At 67.6% G+C, this 22,488-nt stretch carries 23 protein-coding genes; 13 read left to right on the top strand and 10 right to left on the bottom strand.

Annotated elements, in window-relative coordinates; genetic code table 11:
• Window positions 1-36 precede the first annotated feature (36 nt).
• A complete protein-coding gene (locus ACH13J_RS01195) occupies window positions 37-672 on the bottom strand; it encodes a hypothetical protein (RefSeq protein WP_397541477.1) in 636 nt (211 codons plus the stop codon).
• Between the two features lie 53 nt (window positions 673-725).
• On the opposite strand from ACH13J_RS01195, the gene ACH13J_RS01190 reads away from it, so the two are divergent.
• The 8 genes from ACH13J_RS01190 (at window position 726) to ACH13J_RS01155 (ending at window position 7,601) form a co-directional block, all read left to right on the top strand.
• Window positions 726-1,430, top strand: a complete 705-nt coding sequence (locus ACH13J_RS01190) for an endonuclease/exonuclease/phosphatase family protein (protein ID WP_397541476.1) — start codon at window positions 726-728, stop codon at window positions 1,428-1,430.
• A gap of 62 nt (window positions 1,431-1,492) precedes the next feature.
• Window positions 1,493-2,740 (top strand): cation:proton antiporter domain-containing protein, encoded by a 1,248-nt coding sequence (locus tag ACH13J_RS01185; RefSeq protein WP_397541475.1) that lies wholly within the window; start codon window positions 1,493-1,495, stop codon window positions 2,738-2,740.
• Between the two features lie 7 nt (window positions 2,741-2,747).
• Window positions 2,748-3,587 carry a PhzF family phenazine biosynthesis isomerase gene (locus ACH13J_RS01180; protein ID WP_397541474.1) on the top strand — a complete coding sequence of 280 codons (840 nt, stop codon included), beginning with the start codon at window positions 2,748-2,750 and terminating at the stop codon, window positions 3,585-3,587.
• Between the two features lie 73 nt (window positions 3,588-3,660).
• Window positions 3,661-4,074, top strand: coding sequence for a transcriptional repressor (locus ACH13J_RS01175; protein WP_397541473.1), 414 nt, complete (start codon window positions 3,661-3,663; stop codon window positions 4,072-4,074).
• A gap of 129 nt (window positions 4,075-4,203) precedes the next feature.
• On the top strand, window positions 4,204-5,088 hold the full coding sequence (locus ACH13J_RS01170) for an EamA family transporter (RefSeq protein ID WP_397541472.1): 885 nt from the start codon (window positions 4,204-4,206) through the stop codon (window positions 5,086-5,088).
• Window positions 5,089-5,166: 78 nt separating this feature from the next.
• Entirely contained in the window at window positions 5,167-6,441 is a 1,275-nt protein-coding gene (gene eno / locus ACH13J_RS01165; protein WP_397541471.1) for a phosphopyruvate hydratase, read from the top strand.
• Between the two features lie 70 nt (window positions 6,442-6,511).
• Complete coding sequence (locus ACH13J_RS01160; protein ID WP_397541470.1) at window positions 6,512-6,937, top strand: cupin domain-containing protein; 426 nt, start codon at window positions 6,512-6,514, stop codon at window positions 6,935-6,937.
• Window positions 6,938-7,049: 112 nt separating this feature from the next.
• Window positions 7,050-7,601, top strand: a complete 552-nt coding sequence (locus ACH13J_RS01155; RefSeq protein ID WP_397541469.1) for a fasciclin domain-containing protein — start codon at window positions 7,050-7,052, stop codon at window positions 7,599-7,601.
• A gap of 290 nt (window positions 7,602-7,891) precedes the next feature.
• Here the strand turns inward: ACH13J_RS01155 and pgi are convergent, their stop codons facing one another.
• The 3 genes from pgi to zwf form a co-directional block, all read right to left on the bottom strand.
• Window positions 7,892-9,487 (bottom strand): glucose-6-phosphate isomerase, encoded by a 1,596-nt coding sequence (gene pgi / locus ACH13J_RS01150; protein WP_397541468.1) that lies wholly within the window; start codon window positions 9,485-9,487, stop codon window positions 7,892-7,894.
• Window positions 9,488-9,549: 62 nt separating this feature from the next.
• On the bottom strand, window positions 9,550-10,221 hold the full coding sequence (pgl, locus tag ACH13J_RS01145) for a 6-phosphogluconolactonase (RefSeq protein WP_397541467.1): 672 nt from the start codon (window positions 10,219-10,221) through the stop codon (window positions 9,550-9,552).
• Window positions 10,218-11,672, bottom strand: a complete 1,455-nt coding sequence (gene zwf, locus ACH13J_RS01140) for a glucose-6-phosphate dehydrogenase (RefSeq protein ID WP_397541466.1) — start codon at window positions 11,670-11,672, stop codon at window positions 10,218-10,220. Before zwf ends, pgl begins: the two co-directional genes overlap by 4 nt.
• 147 nt (window positions 11,673-11,819) lie before the next feature.
• Here zwf and ACH13J_RS01135 point away from each other — a divergent pair, with 147 nt between their 5' ends.
• On the top strand, window positions 11,820-12,773 hold the full coding sequence (locus ACH13J_RS01135; RefSeq protein ID WP_397541465.1) for a radical SAM protein: 954 nt from the start codon (window positions 11,820-11,822) through the stop codon (window positions 12,771-12,773).
• A gap of 55 nt (window positions 12,774-12,828) precedes the next feature.
• Here ACH13J_RS01135 and ACH13J_RS01130 read toward each other — a convergent pair whose 3' ends face one another.
• Window positions 12,829-13,356, bottom strand: coding sequence for a flavodoxin domain-containing protein (locus ACH13J_RS01130; RefSeq protein WP_397541464.1), 528 nt, complete (start codon window positions 13,354-13,356; stop codon window positions 12,829-12,831).
• 151 nt (window positions 13,357-13,507) lie between these two features.
• Between ACH13J_RS01130 and ACH13J_RS01125 the strand changes: the two genes are divergently transcribed.
• Both ACH13J_RS01125 and ACH13J_RS01120 read left to right on the top strand, forming a co-directional pair.
• Complete coding sequence (locus ACH13J_RS01125) at window positions 13,508-14,656, top strand: M24 family metallopeptidase (RefSeq protein ID WP_397541463.1); 1,149 nt, start codon at window positions 13,508-13,510, stop codon at window positions 14,654-14,656.
• A gap of 89 nt (window positions 14,657-14,745) precedes the next feature.
• Entirely contained in the window at window positions 14,746-15,441 is a 696-nt protein-coding gene (locus ACH13J_RS01120) for a M48 family metallopeptidase (RefSeq protein ID WP_397541462.1), read from the top strand.
• A gap of 149 nt (window positions 15,442-15,590) precedes the next feature.
• Here the strand turns inward: ACH13J_RS01120 and ACH13J_RS01115 are convergent, their stop codons facing one another.
• The 5 genes from ACH13J_RS01115 to ACH13J_RS01095 all read right to left on the bottom strand — a co-directional run bounded on the left by ACH13J_RS01115 (window position 15,591) and on the right by ACH13J_RS01095 (window position 21,349).
• Window positions 15,591-16,148: an RSP_2648 family PIN domain-containing protein gene (locus ACH13J_RS01115; RefSeq protein ID WP_397541461.1), complete on the bottom strand. Its 558-nt coding sequence runs from the start codon at window positions 16,146-16,148 to the stop codon at window positions 15,591-15,593.
• Complete coding sequence (locus ACH13J_RS01110; protein WP_397541460.1) at window positions 16,145-17,341, bottom strand: RSP_2647 family RNA methyltransferase; 1,197 nt, start codon at window positions 17,339-17,341, stop codon at window positions 16,145-16,147. The genes ACH13J_RS01115 and ACH13J_RS01110 overlap by 4 nt, the downstream gene beginning before the upstream one ends.
• 37 nt (window positions 17,342-17,378) lie before the next feature.
• A complete protein-coding gene (locus ACH13J_RS01105) occupies window positions 17,379-18,053 on the bottom strand; it encodes a DUF6778 family protein (RefSeq protein WP_397541459.1) in 675 nt (224 codons plus the stop codon).
• A gap of 229 nt (window positions 18,054-18,282) precedes the next feature.
• Window positions 18,283-18,561 carry a hypothetical protein gene (locus ACH13J_RS01100; RefSeq protein ID WP_397541458.1) on the bottom strand — a complete coding sequence of 93 codons (279 nt, stop codon included), beginning with the start codon at window positions 18,559-18,561 and terminating at the stop codon, window positions 18,283-18,285.
• The gene (locus ACH13J_RS01095) at window positions 18,545-21,349 is read right to left on the bottom strand and encodes a [protein-PII] uridylyltransferase family protein (protein WP_397541457.1); all 2,805 of its coding nucleotides are present in this window, start codon (window positions 21,347-21,349) and stop codon (window positions 18,545-18,547) included. The genes ACH13J_RS01100 and ACH13J_RS01095 overlap by 17 nt, the downstream gene beginning before the upstream one ends.
• A gap of 89 nt (window positions 21,350-21,438) precedes the next feature.
• Between ACH13J_RS01095 and ACH13J_RS01090 the strand changes: the two genes are divergently transcribed.
• Together ACH13J_RS01090 and ACH13J_RS01085 are read left to right on the top strand one after the other, a co-directional pair.
• Window positions 21,439-21,906 carry a YbaK/EbsC family protein gene (locus ACH13J_RS01090; RefSeq protein ID WP_397541456.1) on the top strand — a complete coding sequence of 156 codons (468 nt, stop codon included), beginning with the start codon at window positions 21,439-21,441 and terminating at the stop codon, window positions 21,904-21,906.
• A gap of 142 nt (window positions 21,907-22,048) precedes the next feature.
• Complete coding sequence (locus tag ACH13J_RS01085) at window positions 22,049-22,486, top strand: DUF2852 domain-containing protein (RefSeq protein WP_397541455.1); 438 nt, start codon at window positions 22,049-22,051, stop codon at window positions 22,484-22,486.
• Window positions 22,487-22,488 lie beyond the last annotated feature (2 nt).

The raw sequence follows: 22,488 nt of genomic DNA, 5'->3' as shown, positions 1-22,488 counted from the left end.
GCGCTGCCGGCCGGCGACACGCCCCTGTCGGAACGGCTATTTTCGCCCGTTCCGGAAAAAACGGGGGTTGCCGCGCACGAACTCGTCGATCAGCGCCGCCAGCCCCCCGCGCGCCTGCCCCTTGAGATAGGCAAAGCCGGTGGCAGCCCCGATCAACGCGCCGATCATGTTCACGATCAGGTCGCCCATGGTATCCATGAGACCCGATTTCTGCATGTTCAGTCCGAACAGCTGGTCCATGGCGAACTCGAAAACTTCCCAAGCGGTGCCCATGAAAATGGCAAAACAGAAAGCGAGAAACGCCAGCGCCAGTGGCGGCGCGGCATAGCGATCGCCCTGAAACATCATGAATACGAGAACGAAACCGATCAGCCCGAACCCGATCGCCGAGGTGGCGTGCATCGCGATGTCCCACCACCAGAAACGTTCGTAGAAATCCAGGATCTCGCCCAGAAACAGGGTGGCACCGACGAAGATGACCAGCGCGGCAATGAACGAGGGCGGCACGTGGATATCGGCCCACTGCGCGACGACCACGGGCGCCAGCGAAAGAGCCAGCGTCACCAGCGCGACAAAGGCCAGCTCCAGCCGCCATTGCACCAGCGCCGTCAGCACGACCCCCGCGAGGGCCAGCCAGATCGCACGCGCCAGCCATGTCTGATCCGCGAACACGGGGTATGCCTCTTTCTGATGCCTCTGTCTCCACGGGGTGCTAATCCTGCGATATGACTACACCGCGGCTTCGGATTGCAACCTACAACCTTCAGAAATGCGTGGGGCTCGACATGCGCCGCCGGCCCGACCGCAGCCTGTCGGTGATCGAGGCCCTTGGCGCCCAGATCGTCGTGCTGCAGGAGGCCGACAAGCGGCTTCCGCCACGGCCGGCCGCCCTGCCCCACGACATGGTCGAGGCCGATGGCTGGCAGATCCTGCCCTTTGGCGCGCCCGGCGGCTCGATGGGCTGGCACGGCAACGCCATGCTGATGCGCCCCGGCTGCCGCCTTTTGACGACGCACCACCTGAACCTTCCGGGGCTGGAGCCACGGGGCGCGATCCTTGCCGAGATCGAGACGGCCATCGGCCCGCTGCGCGTCGTCGGGCTGCACCTCGGTCTGGTCCGCCGCTACAGGCTCTTGCAGGTGATCACGATCATGCGGCACATCCGGCGCCTGCCCGCCATGCCCACCGTGCTGGCGGGCGATTTCAACGAATGGGGGCAGACCGCCGGCGTGGAGTCGCGGGCACGTGGCCTGCGTTTTGCCGTCACGCCGCCCAGCTTTCCCGCGCCGCGGCCCGTCGCGCGGCTTGACCGGATTGCCCATTGCGACCGGCTGCGCGTCACCGCCAGCGGGCACCACACGGCCAAGCCCGCCCACATCGCCTCCGACCACCTGCCGGTCTGGGCAGAGCTGGAGCCCGGCGGCGGCTGACATCTGGCGCGGGCGCGGACGCCATGCTAGTCCGGCGCCGTACCGGCCCGAGGAGTGCGCGCATGAGCCTTTTGCAGATCGCCTCTCTGCTGATCGTGCTGGCCGGTGTTTTCGGGACGATCAACTACTTCGTTTTCCGGCTGCCATCCGCGATCGGCATTCTCGTCGTGGCCCTGCTGGCCTCGTTCGGCGTGCTGCTGGCCGACCGGATCTGGCCGGACCTGCTCATCGCCGCCACGGCACGCGGCCTCGTCGGCTCGATCGAGTTTTCCGAGGCGCTGCTGGAAGGGATGCTGGGGCTGCTGCTCTTTGCCGGGGCGCTGCACATGAAGCTCTCGGACCTGCGCGCGCAATGGCGGATCGTCTTGCTGATGGCCACGATGGGCGTGGCGCTGTCGACCGCGATCGTGGGGGTGGCGTTCAGCTGGCTTACCGGGATGCCCCTGATGGTGGCGCTCGTGTTTGGCGCGCTTATTTCCCCGACAGACCCGGTGGCCGTTCTGGGCGTGCTCCGCGAGGCGCATCTGCGCAAGAGCCTCGAAACAAAGATCGCCGGCGAATCGCTTTTCAACGACGGCGTGGGATATGTCGTCTTTCTCGTGCTGGCCGGGCTGGCCTTTCCCGCCGGGGGGCACGGGGCAGGCGGGCCGGGCGACGCGGCGCTACTCTTCGCGCAGGAGGCCCTTGGCGGCGCCGCGCTCGGGCTGACGCTCGGCTGGCTCACCTTCCGCGTCATGCGCCATGTCGACGACTACGCGCTCGAGGTTCTCCTGACGCTCGGACTGGCATTCGGCGGCTACGAACTGGCCGTCTGGCTGCACGTGTCAGCGCCGATCATGGCGGTCTGCGCGGGGCTTCTCATCGGTGACGTCGGCGCGCGCCACGGCATGAGCGCCGAAACCCGGCAATACGTGGATGCGTTCTGGAAACTCGTCGACGAGATCCTGAACGCCGTGCTCTTTCTCATGATCGGGGTCGAGGTGTTCGCCGTGGCTTTCGCGCTAGACCATCTGGTCACCGGCGTGCTCGCGATCGGGCTGGCGCTTGCCGGGCGGCTGGCCGCCGTGGCCGTGCCGGTCCTCATCCTCGGCCCGTTCCGCAGCTTCTCGCGCGGGGTTATACCGATCATGACATGGGGCGGTCTCAAGGGGGGCATCTCGGTCGCGCTCGCCCTTTCCTTGCCCGAAGGCGACTGGAAGCCGCTCATACTGGCCACCACCTATATCGTCGTGATCTTCTCGATCGTCGTGCAGGGGCTGAGCGTCGGCCGGCTGGCCGCGCGCATTGGCCGGGAACCGGACCTGATGTGAGGACAGGATGAAACGTTATTACGTCTACGACGTTTTCACTAAAGCGCGCTTCGGCGGCAACCAGCTCGCGGTCTTTCCCGACGCCGCGGCCCTTCCCGAGACGGATCTCCAGCGGATCGCGGCGGAATTCAACTTCTCCGAGGTCGTCTTCTGCTACCCCGCTCACCTGGCCGGCAACACCGCGCGGCTGCGGATCTTCACCCCGACCATGGAGGTGCCTTTCGCGGGGCATCCGCTGATCGGCACGGCGGTCATGCTGGCCGATCTGGGCCACGGTCCGGACATGGTGCTGGAGTTGCACGACGGTCCGCTGCCCTGCACGGCCGCGCGCGGGGAGGCGGCCTTCACGACCGCCGCCCGGCTGGAGTTCCTAGCCGAGCCCGATCCGGCCCTCGTGGCACGCGCGCTCGGGCTCGTTCCGGCAGACATCGCCACCACCACCCATGCGCCGGTGATGGCGTCGCTCGGCCTGCCCTTCACGATCACTGAACTCGCCAGTCGCAAGGCGCTGTCGGCCTGCCAGCCCGACATCGCCGCCTTTCGTGCGGGTGCACTGGCGCATCCCGGCGGGCTTGATTTCGCGCAGTTCGCCTATGTCCGGGATGGCGGCACCGTCCATGCCCGCATGTTCGCACCGCTCGACAACATCCCCGAAGACCCCGCCACCGGCAGCGCGGGCGCCACGCTGGCCGCGCTTCTGGCGGACAGGCTCGGCCGCGACATGGCACTGACGGTGAGACAGGGCGACGACATGGGCCGGCCCGGCCGGATCGGGCTGCGCACCGCCAGCGGCACGGTAACGGTGAGCGGACAAGCCGTGCAGGTTATGCGCGGCGAGCTGGTCTGAGCGGCGCATAAATGGTGGAAAATCGCCCGCGTTCCGGCTATCCAACGGCCCCACGACACGCAGGAACATGGCCATGACCGACACGATTACCGACCGCTGCGAGACCAAGGGCCTGCGGATGACGGGCCAGCGCCGCATCATCGCCGCCGTGCTGGAAGAGTCCGACGATCATCCCGACGTGGAGGAGCTTTATGCCCGGGCATCGGCCCGCGACAAGGGCATCTCCATCGCCACTGTCTACCGGACGGTCAAGCTGTTCGAGGAGGCAGGCATTCTCGAAAAGGTGGAATTCGGGGATGGCCGCGCCCGCTACGAGGATGCCGAGCGCGACCATCACGACCACCTGATCGACCTGCAATCCGGCGAAGTGATCGAGTTCGTGGACGCGGAAATCGAGGCGCTTCAGGAAAAGATCGCCCGCAAGCTGGGATACCGCCTGAAGGGGCACAAGCTGGAACTCTACGGCGTGCCTCTGAAGAAAGGATAGCAGCCCCGGCACCCCGCCGGGAGTTCGGGGCGAGCATTTTGCACGAAAAACCCGCGCCCGGCTTGAGTGCCGCCGGGAAATGCGCCATTGCGGGAACCATCCAGATCATCCCCGCAAGAGGCCCGGCCCATGCAGAACATACAGGGCATCATGCTGGTCATCGCAGCGATGGCCGGGTTCACCGTCGAGGACATGGTGATCAAGCACCTGTCGCAGGCGGTGCCCGTGGGCCAGATCCTGGTCCTCATCGGCTTCAGCAGCGCGATGATCTTCGCGGTGATGTCGGCAATTCGCGGACAATCGGTGCTGGCACGGGCGGCGTGGCGGCCCATCTTCTTGGTGCGCGCCATCGCCGAGGCGACCGCGGCCATGGCCTTTGTCACGGCGCTGTCCCTGGTGGACATTTCGGTCGTTGCCGCCGTGTTCCAGGCCACGCCACTGGTCATCACCATGGGGGCCGCGCTGTTCCTGGGAGAAGCGGTCGGGTGGCGACGCTGGAGCGCCATCGCGCTCGGGCTCGTGGGGGTTCTCATGATCATCCGCCCCGGGTTGTCGGGGTTCGAGCCGGACGCGCTTTTCGTGCTGATCTCGGTCTGCGCCGTGGCCACGCGCGACCTTGTGACCCGCCGGATCGACGTTGCCGTGTCCTCGACCGTCGTTTCCTTCCAGGGTTTTGCCGCCGTGATCCCGGCCGGGGCGGCGATGCTGCTGGTCTCCGGGACCGCGCCCGTCAGCATGTCATGGGACGAGGTCGCCATGCTGCTGGTTGCGATCGTCTTCGGCGCGCTGGCGTATTACGCGATCGTTCAGGCCATGCGCATCGGTGACGCCGGGGCGGTGACGCCTTTCCGCTACACGCGTCTTCTGTTCTCCCTGCTGGTCGGGGTGCTCGTCTTTGGCGAGCGTCCCGATCCGCTGACGCTGCTTGGCGCGGCACTGGTGATCGGCACCGGCCTTTACACCTTCCTGCGCGAACACCGGCTGGCACGGCGGGCGCGCCGCATCGCCGGATGAGGCGCGGCGCTGCATTTGCATTCCACCGGCAAGCTGCTAAGGGACGGCCAACCGATTTCAGCCTTCCGAGGGAGCCAAATGAGCACGATCATCGACATTCACGCCCGCGAAATTCTCGACAGCCGCGGCAATCCCACGATCGAGGTTGACGTGATCCTGGAGGACGGCACGATGGGGCGTGCCGCGGTCCCCTCGGGTGCCTCCACCGGCGCGCACGAGGCCGTGGAAAAGCGTGACGGAGACACGGGTCGCTATCTCGGAAAGGGCGTGCTGGAGGCGGCCGCGGCCGTGAACGGCGAAATAGCCGATCTCCTCACGGGGCTCGACGCCACCGAGCAGGTATCGATCGACCGCGCGATGATCGAGCTGGACGGCACGGCCAACAAGGGCCGGCTGGGCGCGAACGCAATCCTCGGCGTGTCCCTGGCCTGCGCAAAGGCGGCGGCCGATTTCACCACCCAGCCCCTCTACCGCTATGTTGGCGGCACCTCGGCGCGCACCCTGCCCGTGCCGATGATGAACATCCTCAACGGGGGCGAACACGCCGACAACCCGATCGACATCCAGGAATTCATGATCATGCCCGTCGCCGCCTCCTCGATCCGAGAGGCGGTACGCATGGGGGCGGAGGTGTTCCACACCCTCAAGAAGGAGCTGTCTGCGGCGGGGCTGTCCACCGGCATTGGCGACGAGGGCGGCTTCGCGCCCGAGCTCGCCTCCACCCGGGAGGCACTGGACATGATCCTGAAGGCGATCGACAAGGCCGGCTACAAGCCGGGCGAGGAGATCCACCTCGCCCTCGACTGCGCCGCGACCGAATATTACCGCGATGGCCGCTACGCCATGACCGGCGAGGGCGCGTCGCTCACCTCGGAAGAGAACGTCGCCTATCTGGGGAAACTGGTGGCCGATTACCCCATCATCTCCATCGAGGATGGTTGCGCCGAGGATGACTGGGAGGGCTGGCAAGCCCTGACCGAGGCCCTCGGCGAGCGCGTGCAGCTCGTTGGCGACGACCTTTTCGTGACCAATCCGGACCGGCTGGCCGAGGGCATCGCCAAGGGGGCGGCCAATTCCATGCTGGTCAAGGTCAACCAGATCGGCACCCTGACGGAAACGCTTCAGGCGGTCGACATGGCGCACCGCGCCGGCATGACCAACGTCATGTCCCACCGGTCGGGCGAGACGGAGGATGCCACCATCGCCGACCTCGCCGTTGCCACCAATTGCGGGCAGATCAAGACCGGCAGCCTCGCCCGGTCCGACCGGCTGGCAAAGTACAACCAGCTCATCCGCATCGAGGAATGGCTGGGCGACACGGCGGTTTACTCGGGAAAGTCCATATTGCGGTGACGCGCCCGGCCCTTCGTGGCGCGCGCATGGGCGCCTTTCCATCCGTGGCGTGCGGGGCTAGGCTGCGCCCATGACCGCGCAGGACATCATCGACACGCTCGGCCTTGTCCCCCATCCGGAGGGCGGGCATTACCGTGAAACGTGGGTGGCCGGGAACGATGGGCGCCCCTCGGGGACGTGTATCTATTTCCTGCTGCAAGGCGGCGAGGACAACCGGTGGCACCGGGTGGATGCAGCCGAGATCTGGCACTTCTACGCGGGTGATCCGCTGGTGCTGCGCATCTCGCAAACCGACACCGGCCCGGCGTCGCGGCATCTGCTGGGCCGCGGTCTGGCCACCGGGCAACGCCCCCAGCTGATCGTGCCCCCGCATCACTGGCAGCGCGCCGAGTGCACAGGCCACTTCACGCTCGTGGGGTGCACCGTCTCGCCCGGCTTCCGCTTCAAGGGCTTCACGCTGGCACCGGCCGGCTTCGACATTCCAGACGCGGTCTGAACGCCGGCCATGGAAAATCGCGCATCCGTTTGAAACTTTTCGCGCCACGGCGCGTGAGTTCCGGTGTCGTCCCGCAAAAGCGGGGCCAGCGAAGCAAACGGAGATAACAATCATGCGTTTCAAAACGACACTCGCCGCGACGGCGGCCGCGACACTGATGGCCACGGCGGCGCCGGCGGCCAACCCCATGGTGGGCGGCGCCCCCATGTACGCCGACAGGACCATCGTCGAGAACGCCGTCAATTCCGAGGCCCACACGGCGCTGGTTGCCGCGGTCAAGGCCGCGGGGCTGGTGGACACGCTCAACGCCGAGGGGCCGTTCACGGTGTTCGCCCCCACAAACGCGGCCTTTGGCAAGCTGCCCGCCGGCACCGTCGACACCTTGCTCAAGCCCGAGAACAAGGAGATGCTGCAAAAGGTGCTGACCGCCCACGTCGTCGCGGGCGACTGGACCGCCGCGCAGATCCGCAGCCAGGCCATGAACAGCCCCGACAATTTCTACCATTTCGAGGCCGTTTCAGGCGATGCGCTCTCGGCGCAGATCAAGGGCGGAGAGCTCTACATCTACGACGAATCCGGCAATGCGGCGCGCATCACCATTTCCGACGTGGACCAGTCGAACGGCGTCATCCACGTGGTCAATGGCGTGCTCGTGCCCAAATAGGGCCATGCCACGTTCTGCACGGCCCGCAGCCTTGTTTCACGCCGGCGATACCTTCGCGTGGTCCCGGCATGGCCGCGGGCCGGAACACGGCGCGAGGCGCCCCTGCGGACAGAGCAGCGCAGGGCGTATCCCCTTCTGTCTCGTGCCGGACATGCCGGGGTTTGCCCTTTTCCCCGGCATACCGGGTTCGGTGCGCCATGGTATGCGTGCACGCTTGTGCATGGTGTCGCGTGGTAACGAGTGCGGCCACCGAATCCGCGGCCCGGAATGCGATCGGCATTCCGGGCCTTTCACTCTTCGGCCACCTCGCGGACGTAGCCCAGAAGCTGCCGGGTTGAGCTGTCGCGTGCCGCCGCATCCGCCGGATCGCTGAGCAACGGCGCGATTTCCTTGGCCAGTTCCTTGCCGAGTTCCACCCCCCACTGGTCGAAGGAATTTATGCCGAGCATGACCCCCTCCACGAAAACGCGGTGTTCGTACAGCGCCAGAACCTGTCCCAGCCGCCGGGGTGTGAGCCGGTCATAGACCAGCGTCGTCGACGGGCGGTTGCCGGGAAAGACACGGTGTGCCGCCTGACGCTCGAGCTCATCGCCCTCGTGCCCCTCCTGCGCCATCAGGGCGCGCGCCTCGTCCATGGTGCGCCCCCGCATCAGCGCCTCTGACTGCGCCAGGCAATTGGCCACCAGCAAACGGTGGTGATGGGCAAGCCGGGGCTCGTGCCCCCTTGCCGCCACCATGAACTCGCAAGGCACGACCTGCGTACCCTGGTGGATCAGCTGGTAGAAGGCATGCTGGCCGTTCGTGCCCGGCTCGCCCCAGACGACGGGCCCGGCGGGCCCCTCCAGCACCGCGCCGGCCATGGTCACGCGCTTGCCGTTGCTCTCCATTTCCAGTTGCTGGAGATAGGCAGGCAGCCGCGCCAGTCTCTGGTCATAGGGCAGAACCGCGCGGCTTGGGTGGCCGCATACCTGGTGGTGCCAGATCCCCGCAAGTGCCAGCATGACGGGCATGTTTTCGTCCAGCGGCGCGTTGCGGAAATGGCCGTCCATCGCCTCCGCCCCCTGCAGGAAGGCGCGGAAATCCGCCGCGCCGATGGCAATCATCAAGGGCAGTCCGATCGGCCCCCACATCGAATAGCGCCCGCCGACCCAATCGGCGAACCCGAACACCCGCTCCGGCGCGATGCCGAACTCCGCCGTCCGGTCCCGCGCGGTCGAGACGGCGGCGAACTGTGCCGCGGGCTCCGCCACCGAGGCGGCCATCCACTCGCGCGCCGTGGCGGCGTTGGTCATCGTCTCGATGGTGGTAAAGGTCTTGGACGCCACGATCACCAGTGTCGTGGCAGGGTCCAGGCCGCGCAAAGTATCTGCGATGTCGGCCCCGTCCACGTTGGATACGAAGTGGCAACGCGGACCGTCATGGTAAGGTGCCAGTGCCCGCGTTCCCATCTCGGGGCCCAGATGGGACCCGCCAATACCGATGTTGATCACGTCCGTGATCGGACCGCCGGCGCCACGGAACCGGCCCGCGCGCACGTCGGCCGCGAACGTTTCCATCCGGGCAAGCGTCTCGCGCACCTGTGGCATGACATCTTGACCATCCACCTCGACCGGCCCGCCGGACAGGTTGCGCAACGCGGTGTGCAGCACCGCCCGCCCCTCGGTTTCATTGACGGGATCACCCGCGAACATGGCGTCCCGCCGGGCCGCGACCCCGCGCGCCGCCGCCAGGTCCAGCAGACGCGACCGCGCCGCGGCGGTCATGGACGTCTTTGCATAGTCGAAAAGCATCCCGTCGAAGCTCACCGAGAACGCCTCTGCACGCCCCTCGTCATCCAGCAGCTCGGCGATGCGCGCGCCGGTCAGCGTTCTGAGATCATCCCACATGGATCGCCCTTTCGAATCGCGTCAGGTTCTTTGGAAATCGGGCGGCCATGCCCACCGCCGGCTCATGGCGCCCAGTGCACTGTCGCCTCGTCCAGCACCGCCGCCACGGGCGCTGTCGCCGGTTCCAGCGACCGGGCCCGTTCAAGCGCCGCGCGTTTCGCCGCGCCGGTGATGACGACATGCAGTGCAAGCGCCCCGGCCAGCACGCGCGCCGTCAGCGTGATCCGGGGCTCCGGGGCCTCCGCTGCGCGCATGGGCATGAGCACCGGCGCCTGCGGATCAAGCGCCGCCTCGAGATTGTCCGCCCCGGGAAAGAGCGAGGCGGTATGCATGTCCGTGCCCATGCCCAACAGGCAGACATCGATCGGCAATGCGGGCGCGATGTTGGATTCCAGTTCGGCAAGCACCTGCTCGGGCGGTTCCGGACCGGCATAGAGCGGCAGGAAGCGCGCCCGCGCGGCACGCCCCGTCAGCAACCGCTCGCGCACCAGCCGCGTGTTGGAACGCACATGCACCTCGGGCAGCCAGCGTTCGTCGCTGAGCAGGACATCGACGCGCGACCAGTCGAGATCCGCGTCGCACAGGCTGTCGAAGACCATGCCCGGCGTGGTGCCCCCCGGCACCACGAAAAGCGCACGCTCCTTGTGTTCCAGCGCCGCCGTCAGCTCGCCGGCAAGGGTGTTGGCAAGGTGAACCGCCATGAGGTCGGAATCGGCGTAGTCGATGAAGTTCATGCCTTGATCTCCCGCCAGCGCCGCCCGTCGCGGTGCATCAGCATCAGCGCGTCCTCCGGGCCGGAACTGCCCGCCGCGTATGGCAGGGGGGAGTCGCCGCGCTCCTCCCAACCGGCGATGACCGCATCGGTCCACGCCCATGCGGCCTCGACCTCGTCCCCGCGCATGAACAAGGTCTGGTTGCCACGTATAACGTCCATGATAAGCCGTTCATAGGCGTCGGGAAAATCCGCTTCTTCCGGCCCGAGAGCCTCGGCGAAGGTCATGTCCAGCGGCACGTCGATCAGCCGCATGCCCCCCGGGCCCGGCTCCTTGATCGTGACGCCAAGCTCGATCCCCTCGTTGGGCTGCAGCCGGATGGTCAGGATGTTGCGGTGCCGCCCCGCCTTTTCGCCGAAGATCGAATGGGGCGCATCCTTGAACACGATGGCGATCTCGCTGGTCCGCTCCCTCAGCCGCTTGCCCGTCCGCAGGTAAAAGGGCGTGCCGGCCCACCGCCAGTTGCTGATCTCCGCGCGCAGCGCCACGAAGCTCTCGGTCGTGCTGTCACGGTTTCCCACCTCGTTGAGATATCCTGGCTGGTCGGCCGTGCCCTCGTACTGTCCGCGCACCACGTCGTCGGGCCCCACCGGGTCCAGTGCGCGGATCACCTTGAGCTTCTCGTCGCGCACCGCGTCGGGGTTGAATTTCGCCGGGGGTTCCATGGCGATCAGGCAAAACAGCTGCATCAGGTGGTTCTGCACCATGTCGCGCATCGCGCCCGCGCGGTCATAGTAATCGCCCCGCCCCTCGACGCCGCCCTCCTCGGCCACGGTGATCTGGATATGGTCCACGTACTGGCTGTTCCAAAGCGGTTCGAACAGCATGTTGCCGAACCGGATGGCCATCAGGTTCTGCACCGTTTCCTTGCCCAGGTAATGGTCGATCCGGTAGATTTGCGACTCCGTGAACTGCGTGGCAAGCACGCGGTTCAGGGTCTTGGCGCTCGAAAGGTCCCGGCCGAAGGGCTTCTCCACCACGATGCGCGCGGTATCGTCGGCCAGCCCATGTTCGTGCAGCCGTTCGGCCAGTGGACCGAAGAGCCCGGGCGCGACGGAAAAGTAATAGGCACGGATCCGGCCGGGCCGGCTGGCGCCGGACAGCTTTTCCCACCCGGTATCCCCGGTGGCATCGACCACCACGTAGTCGACACGCTCCAGGAACGCCTCCAGCGCGCCGCTGTCCTGCGCGGCCCCGGGATCAGCCTGCGCGATGGCGCGGCGGGCAAAATCGCGGTAGGCGGTGTCGTCCATTTCGGCGCGGGCCGCGCCGGTGATACGGACATCCCCCGCGATCTGCCCCGCGCAGTAGCGCCGGTAGAGCGCCGGCAGGATCTTGCGCCGCGCCAGATCACCCGTCCCGCCGAAGATCACGAGGTCGAACGGCTCGACCGGAATGACACGCGAAACCATTACCCCTCCTCTTTCGCCGTCCCGCGACCGTCGGTCCGGCGCGCACAGTATGCCGCCATCACAAAGCCGTCACCAGCCCGTGGCGGACTTTTCTTGCAAGGGATGACGCGTTACCCCCGGCAGGCAAAGGAATTTCCGGAAGGTACCATGAAGGACACCCCAGAGTCCCCGGCCAACAGCGGCAAGTTCAACAACCCCGACGTCACCGCCGATGGCCAGCCCCGGGCGCGCGTGGCGCTGGAGGCGCCGCAAACCTTGTGGTTCAACACCGGCACGCTGTGCAACATCGAGTGCAGCAACTGCTATATCCTCAGCTCCCCAACCAACGATGCGCTGGTCTATATCACCAGCGCGGAGGTGTGCGATTTCCTCGACCAGGTGGCGGCGCGCGGCTGGCCCGTGCGCGAGATCGGCTTTACCGGCGGCGAGCCCTTCATGAACCCCCAGATGTGCGCCATGGCCCGCGCGGCGCTGGAACGGGGGTTCGAGGTGCTGATCCTGACCAATGCCATGCGCCCGATGATGCGCCCCCGGGTGCGGGCCGAGCTGGCCGCACTTCGCAGGGAATTCGGCGACAAGCTGACGCTGCGCATCTCGGTCGATCACTGGTCCGAACGCCTGCACGACGCCGAACGCGGTGACGGCGCCTTTGCCAAGACGCTGTCGGGGATGTGCTGGCTGCGCGACAACGCGATCAGGATGACCGTTGCGGGCCGGACCGTCTGGGGCGAATCCGATGCTGATGCACGCGAGGGCTACCGCCAGCTTTATGCCGCGCACGGCTTCGACATCGACGCCGACGCGCCGGACGAGACCGTCCTGTTCCCCGAGATGGACGACACGGCCGAAGTCCCCGAGATCACGACGGCCTGCTGGGACATACTCGGAAAGTCGCCGGGCGACGTTATGTGCGCCTCCTCGCGCATGGTGGTCAAGCGCAAGGGCGCGGCGCGGCCCACGGTGCTGTCCTGCACGCTCATCCCCTACGATCCGGCGTTCGAGATGGGCGAAACGCTGGAAGAGGCCGAGCGCGACGTGGCCCTCAACCACCCCCATTGCGCCAAGTTCTGCGTGCTCGGCGGGGCGAGCTGCTCTGGGTGATCCCCCTGCCTGTCGATCACCCCTGCCCGTCACGCGACAGCGGCCGCCCGTAGCCTCATGTCCCGAGCCAGTCGTCCAGCGCCGCATCGAGCGCCGCCCAGTCGGTGTACTCGTGATCGGCATCGGGGTCGGCGCCGGGATCCTTGGCGGCGATGATTCGGCGCATGATGAAGCGGCGGAAAACATCGTAGCGCGACGGCGCATAGGCTCCGGCCACCTGTGCCACGCGGCCCGGCGTCCAGCCGGTGGCCTCCGTGAACTCCGCAAGGATACGGTCGAGGGCCTTCCAGTCGTCGGCCTCGTGACCCGCCGCCGCCAGCGACACTGACAGGAACAGCGTGGGCATCCGGTTCAGCGTCTCCGCGCGGGCGGCCGCGAATTCCGACACGCAGCGCTGGTAATGACCGACGTGGAGAGAGGCCGCGATAATCACCCGGTCGAACCGGTCCAGCTCGATATCCTCTGCCTCCGACAGGTTCAGCAGTTCCACCACGTTGCCGCCGCCGGCAAGCCGGTCGGCAACGTGCCGCGCGATCCTGCGCGTCTGCCCCTCGCTCGTGGCGTAGCCAACCAGAAGCTTCATGCCGTCCTTCCCGCTGCCATGGGATGCAGACTACCCCGTGGCCACATTGCGGCATTGATTTCGCGCAAGACCGCGGCGGGCGCGGCCAAGGAAATGCTTGCCCGCATCCATGATCCGGTTTCCAGTTCCGCAAACGGACCCGGAGATACCCATGCCATTCCATTTCGATGCCGAAGAATACGCCGCGCGCCAGGATCGCGCGGCGCGCGCGGTGCATCAGGCCGGGCTGGACGCCTTCGTGATGTTCGCCCCCGAAAGCCAGTACTGGCTGTGCGGGCATGACACCTTCGGTTTCGCCATGTTCCAGGCGCTGGTGCTGACGGCGCGCGGAGAGCTGCACCTGCTCACCCGTAAACCCGACCGCCTGCAGGCGCTGCTGACCTCGACGTTGCGGGAGGATCAGGTGCATGTATGGCCCGAATACGAGGGGTCCGACCCCGCAGACCACCTGCGCAACCTGCTGTCTGAACTCGGCGTCGCCCGGGGCAGGCTGGGCTACGAATCGCGCACCGCCGGCCTGACCGATCACAACGGCCGGCGCCTGCGTGCCGCCCTGCCGGGCATCGAGGATCGCTCCGATCTCGTCGCCGCCCTGCGCCGGGTCAAGAGCGCGCCCGAGATCGCCATGCACCGCCGCGCCGCCGCGTTGGCCGACGACGCGCTCGATGCGGGGCTGGCCGAGACACGCGCCGGCGCGTTCGAGGGCGAAATCCTCGCGGCCATGCAGGGCGCGGTGCTGCGCGGGGGCGGCGATTACGCGGGCAACGAGTTCATCCTCGGCTCGGGTCCGCAGGCGCTGCTGTGCCGCTATCACTCCGGCCGGCGTCATCTGGACGCGCAGGACCAGATGACGCTGGAATGGGCGGGCGCCTACGCGCGTTACCACGCGGCGATGATGCGCACCGTGATCATCGGCCGACCAAGCGACGCGCAGCGCCGCATGCATGCCGCGGCGACCGAGGCGCTGGAGGCCTGCGAGGCCGCGATCCGCCCCGGACGGCCGATGGGCGAGGTTTTCGACGCCCATGCCCGCGTGTTCGACGCGCATGGCCTGTCACATGCCCGGATGCAGGCCTGCGGCTACGGGATGGGGGCGGCGTTCACGCCCATATGGGTGGATTTTCCCATGTTCTACGAGGGCAACCCGCAGGTCATGCAGGCCGGGCAAGTGTTCTTCCTGCACATGATCCTGATGGATCACGAGGCTGGCCTTGCCATGTGCCCGGGCCATACCGTCCTCGTGACGGAAACGGGCGTGGAAAGGCTCTCGCGACAACCGCTGGAGTTGCTGGTGCGCTAGCCGGTGCCGGCGCCGCCCGTCCCGGTGGCGCGGGGCATTCCTGCAAGACGCAGCTTGCCCCGTGCCACGCGCCGCCCCATATTCGCATCATGCTCAAGTTCACCCCGATACTGCTGGCGATCCTCTATGCCCTTGGCATGTACCGCTTCTCGGTGTGGCGCACCAAGCGGGAGCTCGACCAGCGTTCGACCGAGCTGGCCGACCCCCGTCTCAAGAAACTGACCGACCGCATGGCCGGCGCGCTCGACCTGCCCCGGATCAAGGTGCACATATACGAGATCGACCCGGTCAACGGTCTGGCCGCCCCGGACGGACGGATCTTCATCACCCGCGGTTTCTATCGCAAGTTCCAGCAGGGCGAGATCTCGGCCGAGGAGATGGCCAGCGTCATCGCGCACGAGCTTGGGCATGTGGCGCTTGGCCATGCAAGGCGGCGCATGATCGATTTCTCGGGTCAGAATGCCCTGCGGACGGCGCTCGCGATGATCCTCAGCCGCTTCCTGCCCGGCATCGGGGTCTGGATCGCCAACGGTCTGACCACGCTGCTGGCGGCCCGGCTGTCGCGCGGTGACGAGTACGAGGCCGACGAATACGCCGCCGCGCTGCTGACCAAGGCGGGGATCGGGACAGGCGCCCAGAAATCGCTATTCGCCAAGCTTGAGGAACTCACGCAGTCACGCGCGGGCGCCATGCCGGCATGGCTGATGAGTCACCCCAAGACCGCGGAACGCATCGCCGCGATCGAGAAACTGGAGCGCAAGTGGGGGGCGATCCCGGAGAGCTGAGCGCACGACCGGCACGCCGACACGATGCCACGCCCTGCTGCCCCATGGTCCGGGGTCGGGTTACCCGAAGAGAAACAACAGCAAGGCCCGAAAGGCCTGCGCCCCAAGGGCTGGCGCCCCTCAGGCGGCATTGCGGCCCCATCCGGCAGCTACCGGTCGGCGCCAGGCCCGGCCAGAGCCTTGGCCAGCCGCGGCAGGCGCGCCTTCTTGAGCAGGGCGCGCATCTTCCAGGACCGGCCGGACAGGCGATCGGCCTCGGCCAGCACGTTTTCCGCCACCTCGCGCACCATGTCCGGCCGCGACTGCCATATCCCAAGCAGCAAGGCATCGGGATCGGCACGCGACAGCCCCTCCTCGGCCAGCACACCGCGGGGGAAATCGCCCGCGTTGAGCGTCACGATCACGTCGGCCGATCCCGACACTGCCGCGGCCAGCACGTGGATATCCGACGGGTCGGGCAGCCACAGGCGCCGCTCCAGCGCGGGCGGCCAGCCCACCTCGGCGTCTGGCCAGTCCCGCTCCAGCCAAACCGCATCCGCCCGGGCCTGCGCCGCGCCTTCCGGCCCCAGCTTTTGCGCAGCCCTTTGCCACTCGGCGATGATCCGGGCCGACCATAGCGGCGTGAAGGCCCCGCGCGCCGCCACGCCCAGAAGCATCTGACGCATCACCGTGGGATAAATCACGCAGGTGTCGAGCAAGGCCCTCATAACCGGAAAAAAAGCGCCTTGAGATAGGCCGTTTCGGCCAGGTGCGGGTGCTGGGGATGGTCGGGGCCTGCAAAGCCGGTATGGATCAGCGACCCCGCCCGCCCTGCCCGTCCGATCCCGCGCACGCACGCAGCGCGGAACCGGCCCAGATCGGCCGCGTGCGAACAGGAGCAAAGCCCCAGCACGCCACCCTCGGCCACGAGGGGCGCCGCCAGCCGCGCCACCCGTTCATAGGCGCGCAGCCCGGGCTCCAGCGCCTGTCGCGACGGTGCAAAGGCCGGGGGATCGCAAACAACGACGTCGAAGCGCGCACCCTCCGCTTCCAGCGCAGCCAGAACATCGAAAGCGTCGCCCTTGCGGGTTTCGAACCGGCTGGCCGCGCCCGTCCGCGCCGCGCCGGACAGCGCCAGCTCCAGCGCCGGGGCCGAGCCGTCCACGGCCAGCGCATGCTCCGCCCCGCAGGCCAGCGCGGCGAGAGAAAACCCGCCGACATGCGAGAACATGTCAAGCACGCGCGCGCCCCTTGAGAGCCGCGCCGCAAAGCCGTGGTTGGGGCGTTGATCGTAGTAGAGCCCGGTTTTCTGCCCGCTCGTCAGGTCGGCAAGATAGGTCGCACCGTTCATCGCGACCTCGACCGGCGCCGCCGGCGCAGTGCCCGCGAGGGTAACGTTGGCATCGTCCAGCCCTTCGAGGGCACGCGCGCGGCCGGTCGCGTTCTTGAGAACGGTGGTGACGCCGGTGACCTCCTGCAGCGCCTGCACGAGCTTCGGCAACATTGTCTCGGCCCATGCCGCGTTCGGCTGGATCACGGCGGTGGCGCCGAAACGATCGATCACCACGCCCGGCAGGCCGTCGCCCTCGGCATGGACGAGCCGGTAGAACGGGCGGTCGTAAAGCCGCTGGCGCAGCTCCAGCGCGGCCGCGAGACGGGCGCGCAGCCAGTCCGTACCGATATGCGCCTGAACGTCACGCTCCAACACCCGCGCCATGATGCGCGAGCCGGGGTTGACCGCCACCAGCGCCAGCGGCTCGCGCCCGGCATCCTGAAGCACGGCAATGCTGCCCGGGGCCAGCTTCTTCGTGCGGCGGTCGGTGACCATCTCGTTGTCATAGACCCATGGCGCGCCGTGACGGATCGCACGGGCGTTGGCCTTGGGCTTCAGCCGGATGACGGGCAAAGGGGGCGGCGTCATGCCGTCCCCTTAAGCCGTTTGCTCCGGGCGGGAAAGCTCAGAGTTGGTTGAGCGCACCCATCAGGCCCAGATTGGCGGCACGGTAGCCGCCGGGGCTGGTCAGTTCGGTGCGGATCACGTTGGCCAGATGGTCGGTAATGCGCTTCTTCTGGGTCAGACCCGCCTGTTCGGCGCGCACGGCCGCCTGCCCGCCGAGCGCCTTGAAGTCGGCCTTGACGAAATGCGGCTCGCCGAGCGGCGCGCCTGTTTCGGCGTCGCGCAGCTGCATGTTGAATTGCAGGGCATGAACCCCGCCGACGGTGTAGCGCGCCTTTTCCGTCAGCGCGTGGAAGCGCGTCACCTCGACGTCAAGCACAACCGGAACGTCCCCGGCCCCGGACGCGCGCGCGCCTTTGCGCATCGCGTCCTCCACGATCTTCCTGACCTGCGCATGCCGGTCCCCCGGGGGGTCCTCGCGCCAGACGATATCCCCGCCGGGGTAGAACCGGTTGGCCTCCGACACTTCGAGTGTCCGCGGGACGGTTACCCGCACATCCACCACGTCATAGCTGGCCGTCTCGGCCTGCGACCGGGCCTCCTGCGTCAGTGTCCCCGCGGCGTCGGACGGCAACGGGGCGGGCGCGTTCCGCGAGGCCGTCTCGAGCGGTGCCTGCCCGCAAGCGGTCAGCGCCAGCCCGGCGGTCAGCGCGGTGATCAGCTTGAGCGTGTTCATGTCTCGCCTCCTGTATTGCCCGCTTGCGTTTCGATTGATGATGTTGACCGCGGGTCTGCCCTTCGTCAGGTCAGGCATGGCGTTGAATTTTGGCGGATTTTCGGCAACATTTGCTCTTTGATGAGAATTCGCCCACGCCCTGCCCGCGCGCCCCGCCGCCGGCGATTTCTTCGGAAGGGAAATCTTTTTCTCTTGCGCGGGCTCTCGGTAACCGCGCCGCGCGGTCCCGCTAACCGCCCCGCCCGCGCGAGCGCCATCCTCCGCGACGGCGCGGGCGGTCCGCGGTCTCGCGCCCTTCGCGCAGAACCCGCGTCATCGGGTGGTCCGGCGCGGCGTCCGCGTGACGGGACAGAAGCGTATTTATCGCCGCGCGGCTGTCCCGCCCGTCCGGCAGAGACAGCGCCCAGTCAAGAAAGATTGATCGGCATTCACCCTCGCTGATGCCGTCTATGCGGTAGGATTCCCGGATCAGCCCCTTGGGGTCCAGCGGATCACGCTCCCTCGTCATGCCCATCCTCCAGATACGGCGCAAGCGCCGTGTCGATCACCTCGGCCGCGGCACCCGTCGCCGCGGAAAGCGCGCTCTCGGCGTCCTCCAGCGTGTCGGCGCCGGTTTCCCTAAGCAGGAAGGACACCGCCCCCTCGCCCAGCCTGTCCGGCTCAAGCGGTTTCTGCCCAAGCAGACGCGCCGCCTGCAACACGGCCCAGCAAAGCCCGTAAGCGCGGTCAAGCGCCGCCCTGTCCGCGTCATCCAGCCAGCCAATTGCGACAGACGCGCCGAGCCCCTCGCCAACGCTGCGCCCGGGTTCGGCGGCCATGAGGCTGCCGGCCTGCGCGACGAGTTCGATCTCCTGCAGGCGGCCGCGCCCGATCTTGGGGTCCCACGGCCCATCCGGGCGCTTGGCCGCCGCGATGCGCCGGCGCATGTCCGCCACCCCGGCCAGCACCCTTTGGCGTCCGCCCTTTTCGCTCAGCAAGTCCGTGCGGAAAGATTCGAAATCCCGTGCAAGGGCCTCGGGGCCCGCGATCGCCCGCGCCCGCGTCAGCGCAAGGTGCTCCCAAACCCACGCCTCCTCGCGCTGGTAATTGCGGAACGCCGCCCACCCCGTGGCCACAGGCCCCTGATTCCCGGAAGGGCGCAAACGCATGTCCACCTCGTAGAGCCGGCCCTCGGCCATGGGCGCGGTCAGCGCCGTGATCAGCGCCTGCGTCAGGCGCGCGTAGTAGGCCCGCACCCCCAGGGGACGGCGCCCATTGGAGCTTTCCGCGCCGTCGGCGTCATACAGCACGATGAGGTCCAGATCAGACGTGGCGTTGAGCTTGCCGGCGCCGAGCGACCCCATGCCCAGCACCACCGCCCCGCGCCCCGGCGGCGTGCCGTGCTTGCGCGCGAACTGCGCGATCACCTCCGGCCAGAGCGCCCCCAGCACCGCCGCGGCAAGGTCGGCATACTGCGCCCCGGCATCATCGGCACCGATCAGGCCGCGCAGATGATGCACGCCGATGCGGAAATGCCATTCCTTGCACCAGCGGCGGGCGGCGTCGAGCTTGCGTTCGTAATCGTCTTCACGCGACATCCTGTCGGCCAGCGCCGCCTCCAGCGAGGCGCGCCCAGGCCACGGGGCAAAGAAATCCCCCGCGATCACCGCGTCGAAAACGCCGGCATTGCGCGACAGGTGCGCGGCCAAGGCGGGCGAGGTGCCGGCGATATCCACCAGAAGGTCGACAAGCTGCGGATTCGCCTCGAACAACGAGAAAAGCTGCACACCCGCCGGCAGCCCGGCCAGGAAACCGTCGAAGGCCAGCAAGGCCTCGTTGGGATCGACCGATCGGGCCAGCTTCGACAAGATGTCCGGCCGCAGGCGATTGAATATCTCGACGGCGCGGCTCGACCTGAGGGCCGGGTAGCTGGGCCAGCGCGCGATGATATCGGGGTCGAGGTCAGCGTCTGGTTCGGTGGCGCCGCCGCCCCCGTCCTCGGGGGAAAAGAAACTTTCGATCGTCTCGTGAACCTCCGTCAGGCGATGGCGAAGCTCCTCCTCCAGCTCGGCACGGTCACGGTCCATGAACGCGGCGAGCCGCTCGAACTCCTCCTCGCTGGTCGGCAGCGCATGGGTTTGCGCGTCGCGCAGCATCTGCAGGCGGTGCTCGACCTCGCGATGAAACCGGTAATGCGCGGTCAGCATTTCCGCCGCGTCCTGAGGCACCCAGCCTTTGCCGGCCAGCCGCGCCAGCCCCTCCACCGTTCCACGCACACGCAAGTCGGGATCGCGCCCGCCGGAGATGAGCTGCCGCGTCTGTGTGAAGAACTCGATCTCGCGGATACCCCCGCGGCCGAGTTTCATGTCGTGCCCCGGCAGCGCCAGCCGGCCGCCGAGCCCCTTGTGCGCACGGATCCTCAGCCGCATGTTGTGGGCGTCCTCGATCGCCGCGTAATCGAGGTGCCGCCGCCACACGAAGGGCCTGAGCGTGTCCAGGAACCGCTCGCCTGCGGCGATGTCACCCGCGCAGGGCCGCGCCTTGATGTAGGCCGCGCGCTCCCATGTCCGGCCGAGGCTTTCGTAATAGGTTTCCGCCGCCGCCATGGCCATGCAGACCGGCGTGACCGAGGGATCGGGACGCAGGCGCAGATCGGTGCGAAAGACGTATCCATCCCCGGTGCGGTCGCTCAGCGTCGCCGCCATCCGGCGCGTGGCACGGACAAATCCGGCGCGCGCCTCTTGCATGTCCTCTTCCCGGAAACGGGTTTCGTCGAACAGGCAGACAAGGTCGATGTCGGAGCTGTAGTTCAGTTCCCCAGCCCCCATCTTGCCCATGGCGAAAACCACCATCCCCGCGCCATGCGCGGTGTCGGACTGCCCCGCGCCGGGCAGCCTGCCGCGCCGGATTTCCCGCGCAAGCGCCTCTTGCAGTGCCACGTCCACCGCGCGATCCGCAAAGCCGGTCAGCGCCCCCGTCACCTCTTCGAGCGGCCAGACGCCGGCGAGGTCGGCCAACGCCACCAACAGCGCGACCCGCCGCTTGCCCCGACGCAGCGCCGCGGGAACGGCATCTGGCGACAGATCCGCGAGCTCGGACAGCACGGTGTCCAGCGCGGCCTCGGGCCTGTCCAGCGCGTCGGGCAACCACGCGGACTCGGCCTCGCACAGCGTCCTGATATACGGGCTACAGCCGGCCGCGCCCTCCACCAGCTCCGCCAATTGCGGCGCCATGCCGGGAAACAGCGCGCGCGCCTCCTGTCCCGCCAGCGGGTCAAAGGGGCGCGGGCAGCGTGTCATTCGGGAAACGAAACTCATGTCGCCAGTGATACAGCGCACCGGGGGCTGGTCAATGGCGGGCGGGGATGGAACACTCCGCGCAATCGACGAGGGGAGGACGCACAGCCATGTCCAAGAGCGTCAAGCGCGTTGTCCGTGCGCTGCATGATGGCGGGATCGATAGCGCGCCCGTCGAGATCGGGCAGGCCAATACCGCTGAGATGGCCGCCGGGCTGGTGGGATGTACGACGGACCAGATTGCGAAATCGATCATTTTCCGGGGCGCTGACAGCGGTGCCGCCATCCTGTTCATTACCGCCGGCGGCAACCGCGTGGACGAGGCCAAGGCCGGCACGCTGGCCGGCGAGCCACTTGGAAAGGCCGATGCCGCCCTCATACGCGCGCAGACCGGCTTCGTCATCGGCGGGGTCGCACCGGTGGGCCACCTCACCCCGCCGCGCGCCTTTTTCGATCCGCGGCTGCACGATTTCGAAACGGTCTGGGCCGCGGCAGGCACGCCGCGTCATGTCTTCCCGATCACGCCCGCGGACCTGCTGCGCCTTTCCGGCGCGGTCGAGGGGTATTTCACCGTTTGAACGCAGACATCCGCCAAGAAATGTAAAAATTATTCACATACCCTCTTGCGGCGGGACGGGTGAATACCGATGTGCATCTATGTGAATACTTTTCACATTGAGTTCCGACCGTCAAAACCCACCGATGAAAGGACATCGCGACATGAACACCGCCGCCTATTCCACCCGACCCGCCGTCACGGGCTGGCTGGCCCGGGCCGAACATTGGCTGGATGACAAGGGCAAGGGCGCCTGGATCGCCGCCATGGTCCTCGGCTTCGTCCTGTTCTGGCCGCTCGGCCTCGCCCTTCTCGCCTACATGATATGGAGCAAGAAAATGGTTTGTTCGTCCAAGCATCACAGCCGCGGGCAGGGCCGCCTGCACATGACGCGCACGACCGGCAATTCCGCCTTCGATGCCTACAAGGCAGAGACGCTGGACCGGCTTGAACGCGAGCAGGAAAACTTCGAGTCCTTCCTGCAAAGGCTGCGCGAGGCCCGCGACAAGGCCGAGTTCGACCAGTTCATGGAAGAGCGCGCCCGTGCATCCGCCACGCCATCCCCGGAGGACGGCGCGGAACATGACAGCACGCGCGCCTGATA

The sequence above is a fragment of the Roseovarius salis genome (assembly GCF_044472985.1).
GTDB lineage: Bacteria > Pseudomonadota > Alphaproteobacteria > Rhodobacterales > Rhodobacteraceae > Roseovarius > Roseovarius salis.
The sequence above is the reverse complement of the archived record's forward strand: the minus strand, read 5'-3'. Positions and strand labels throughout refer to the sequence as shown.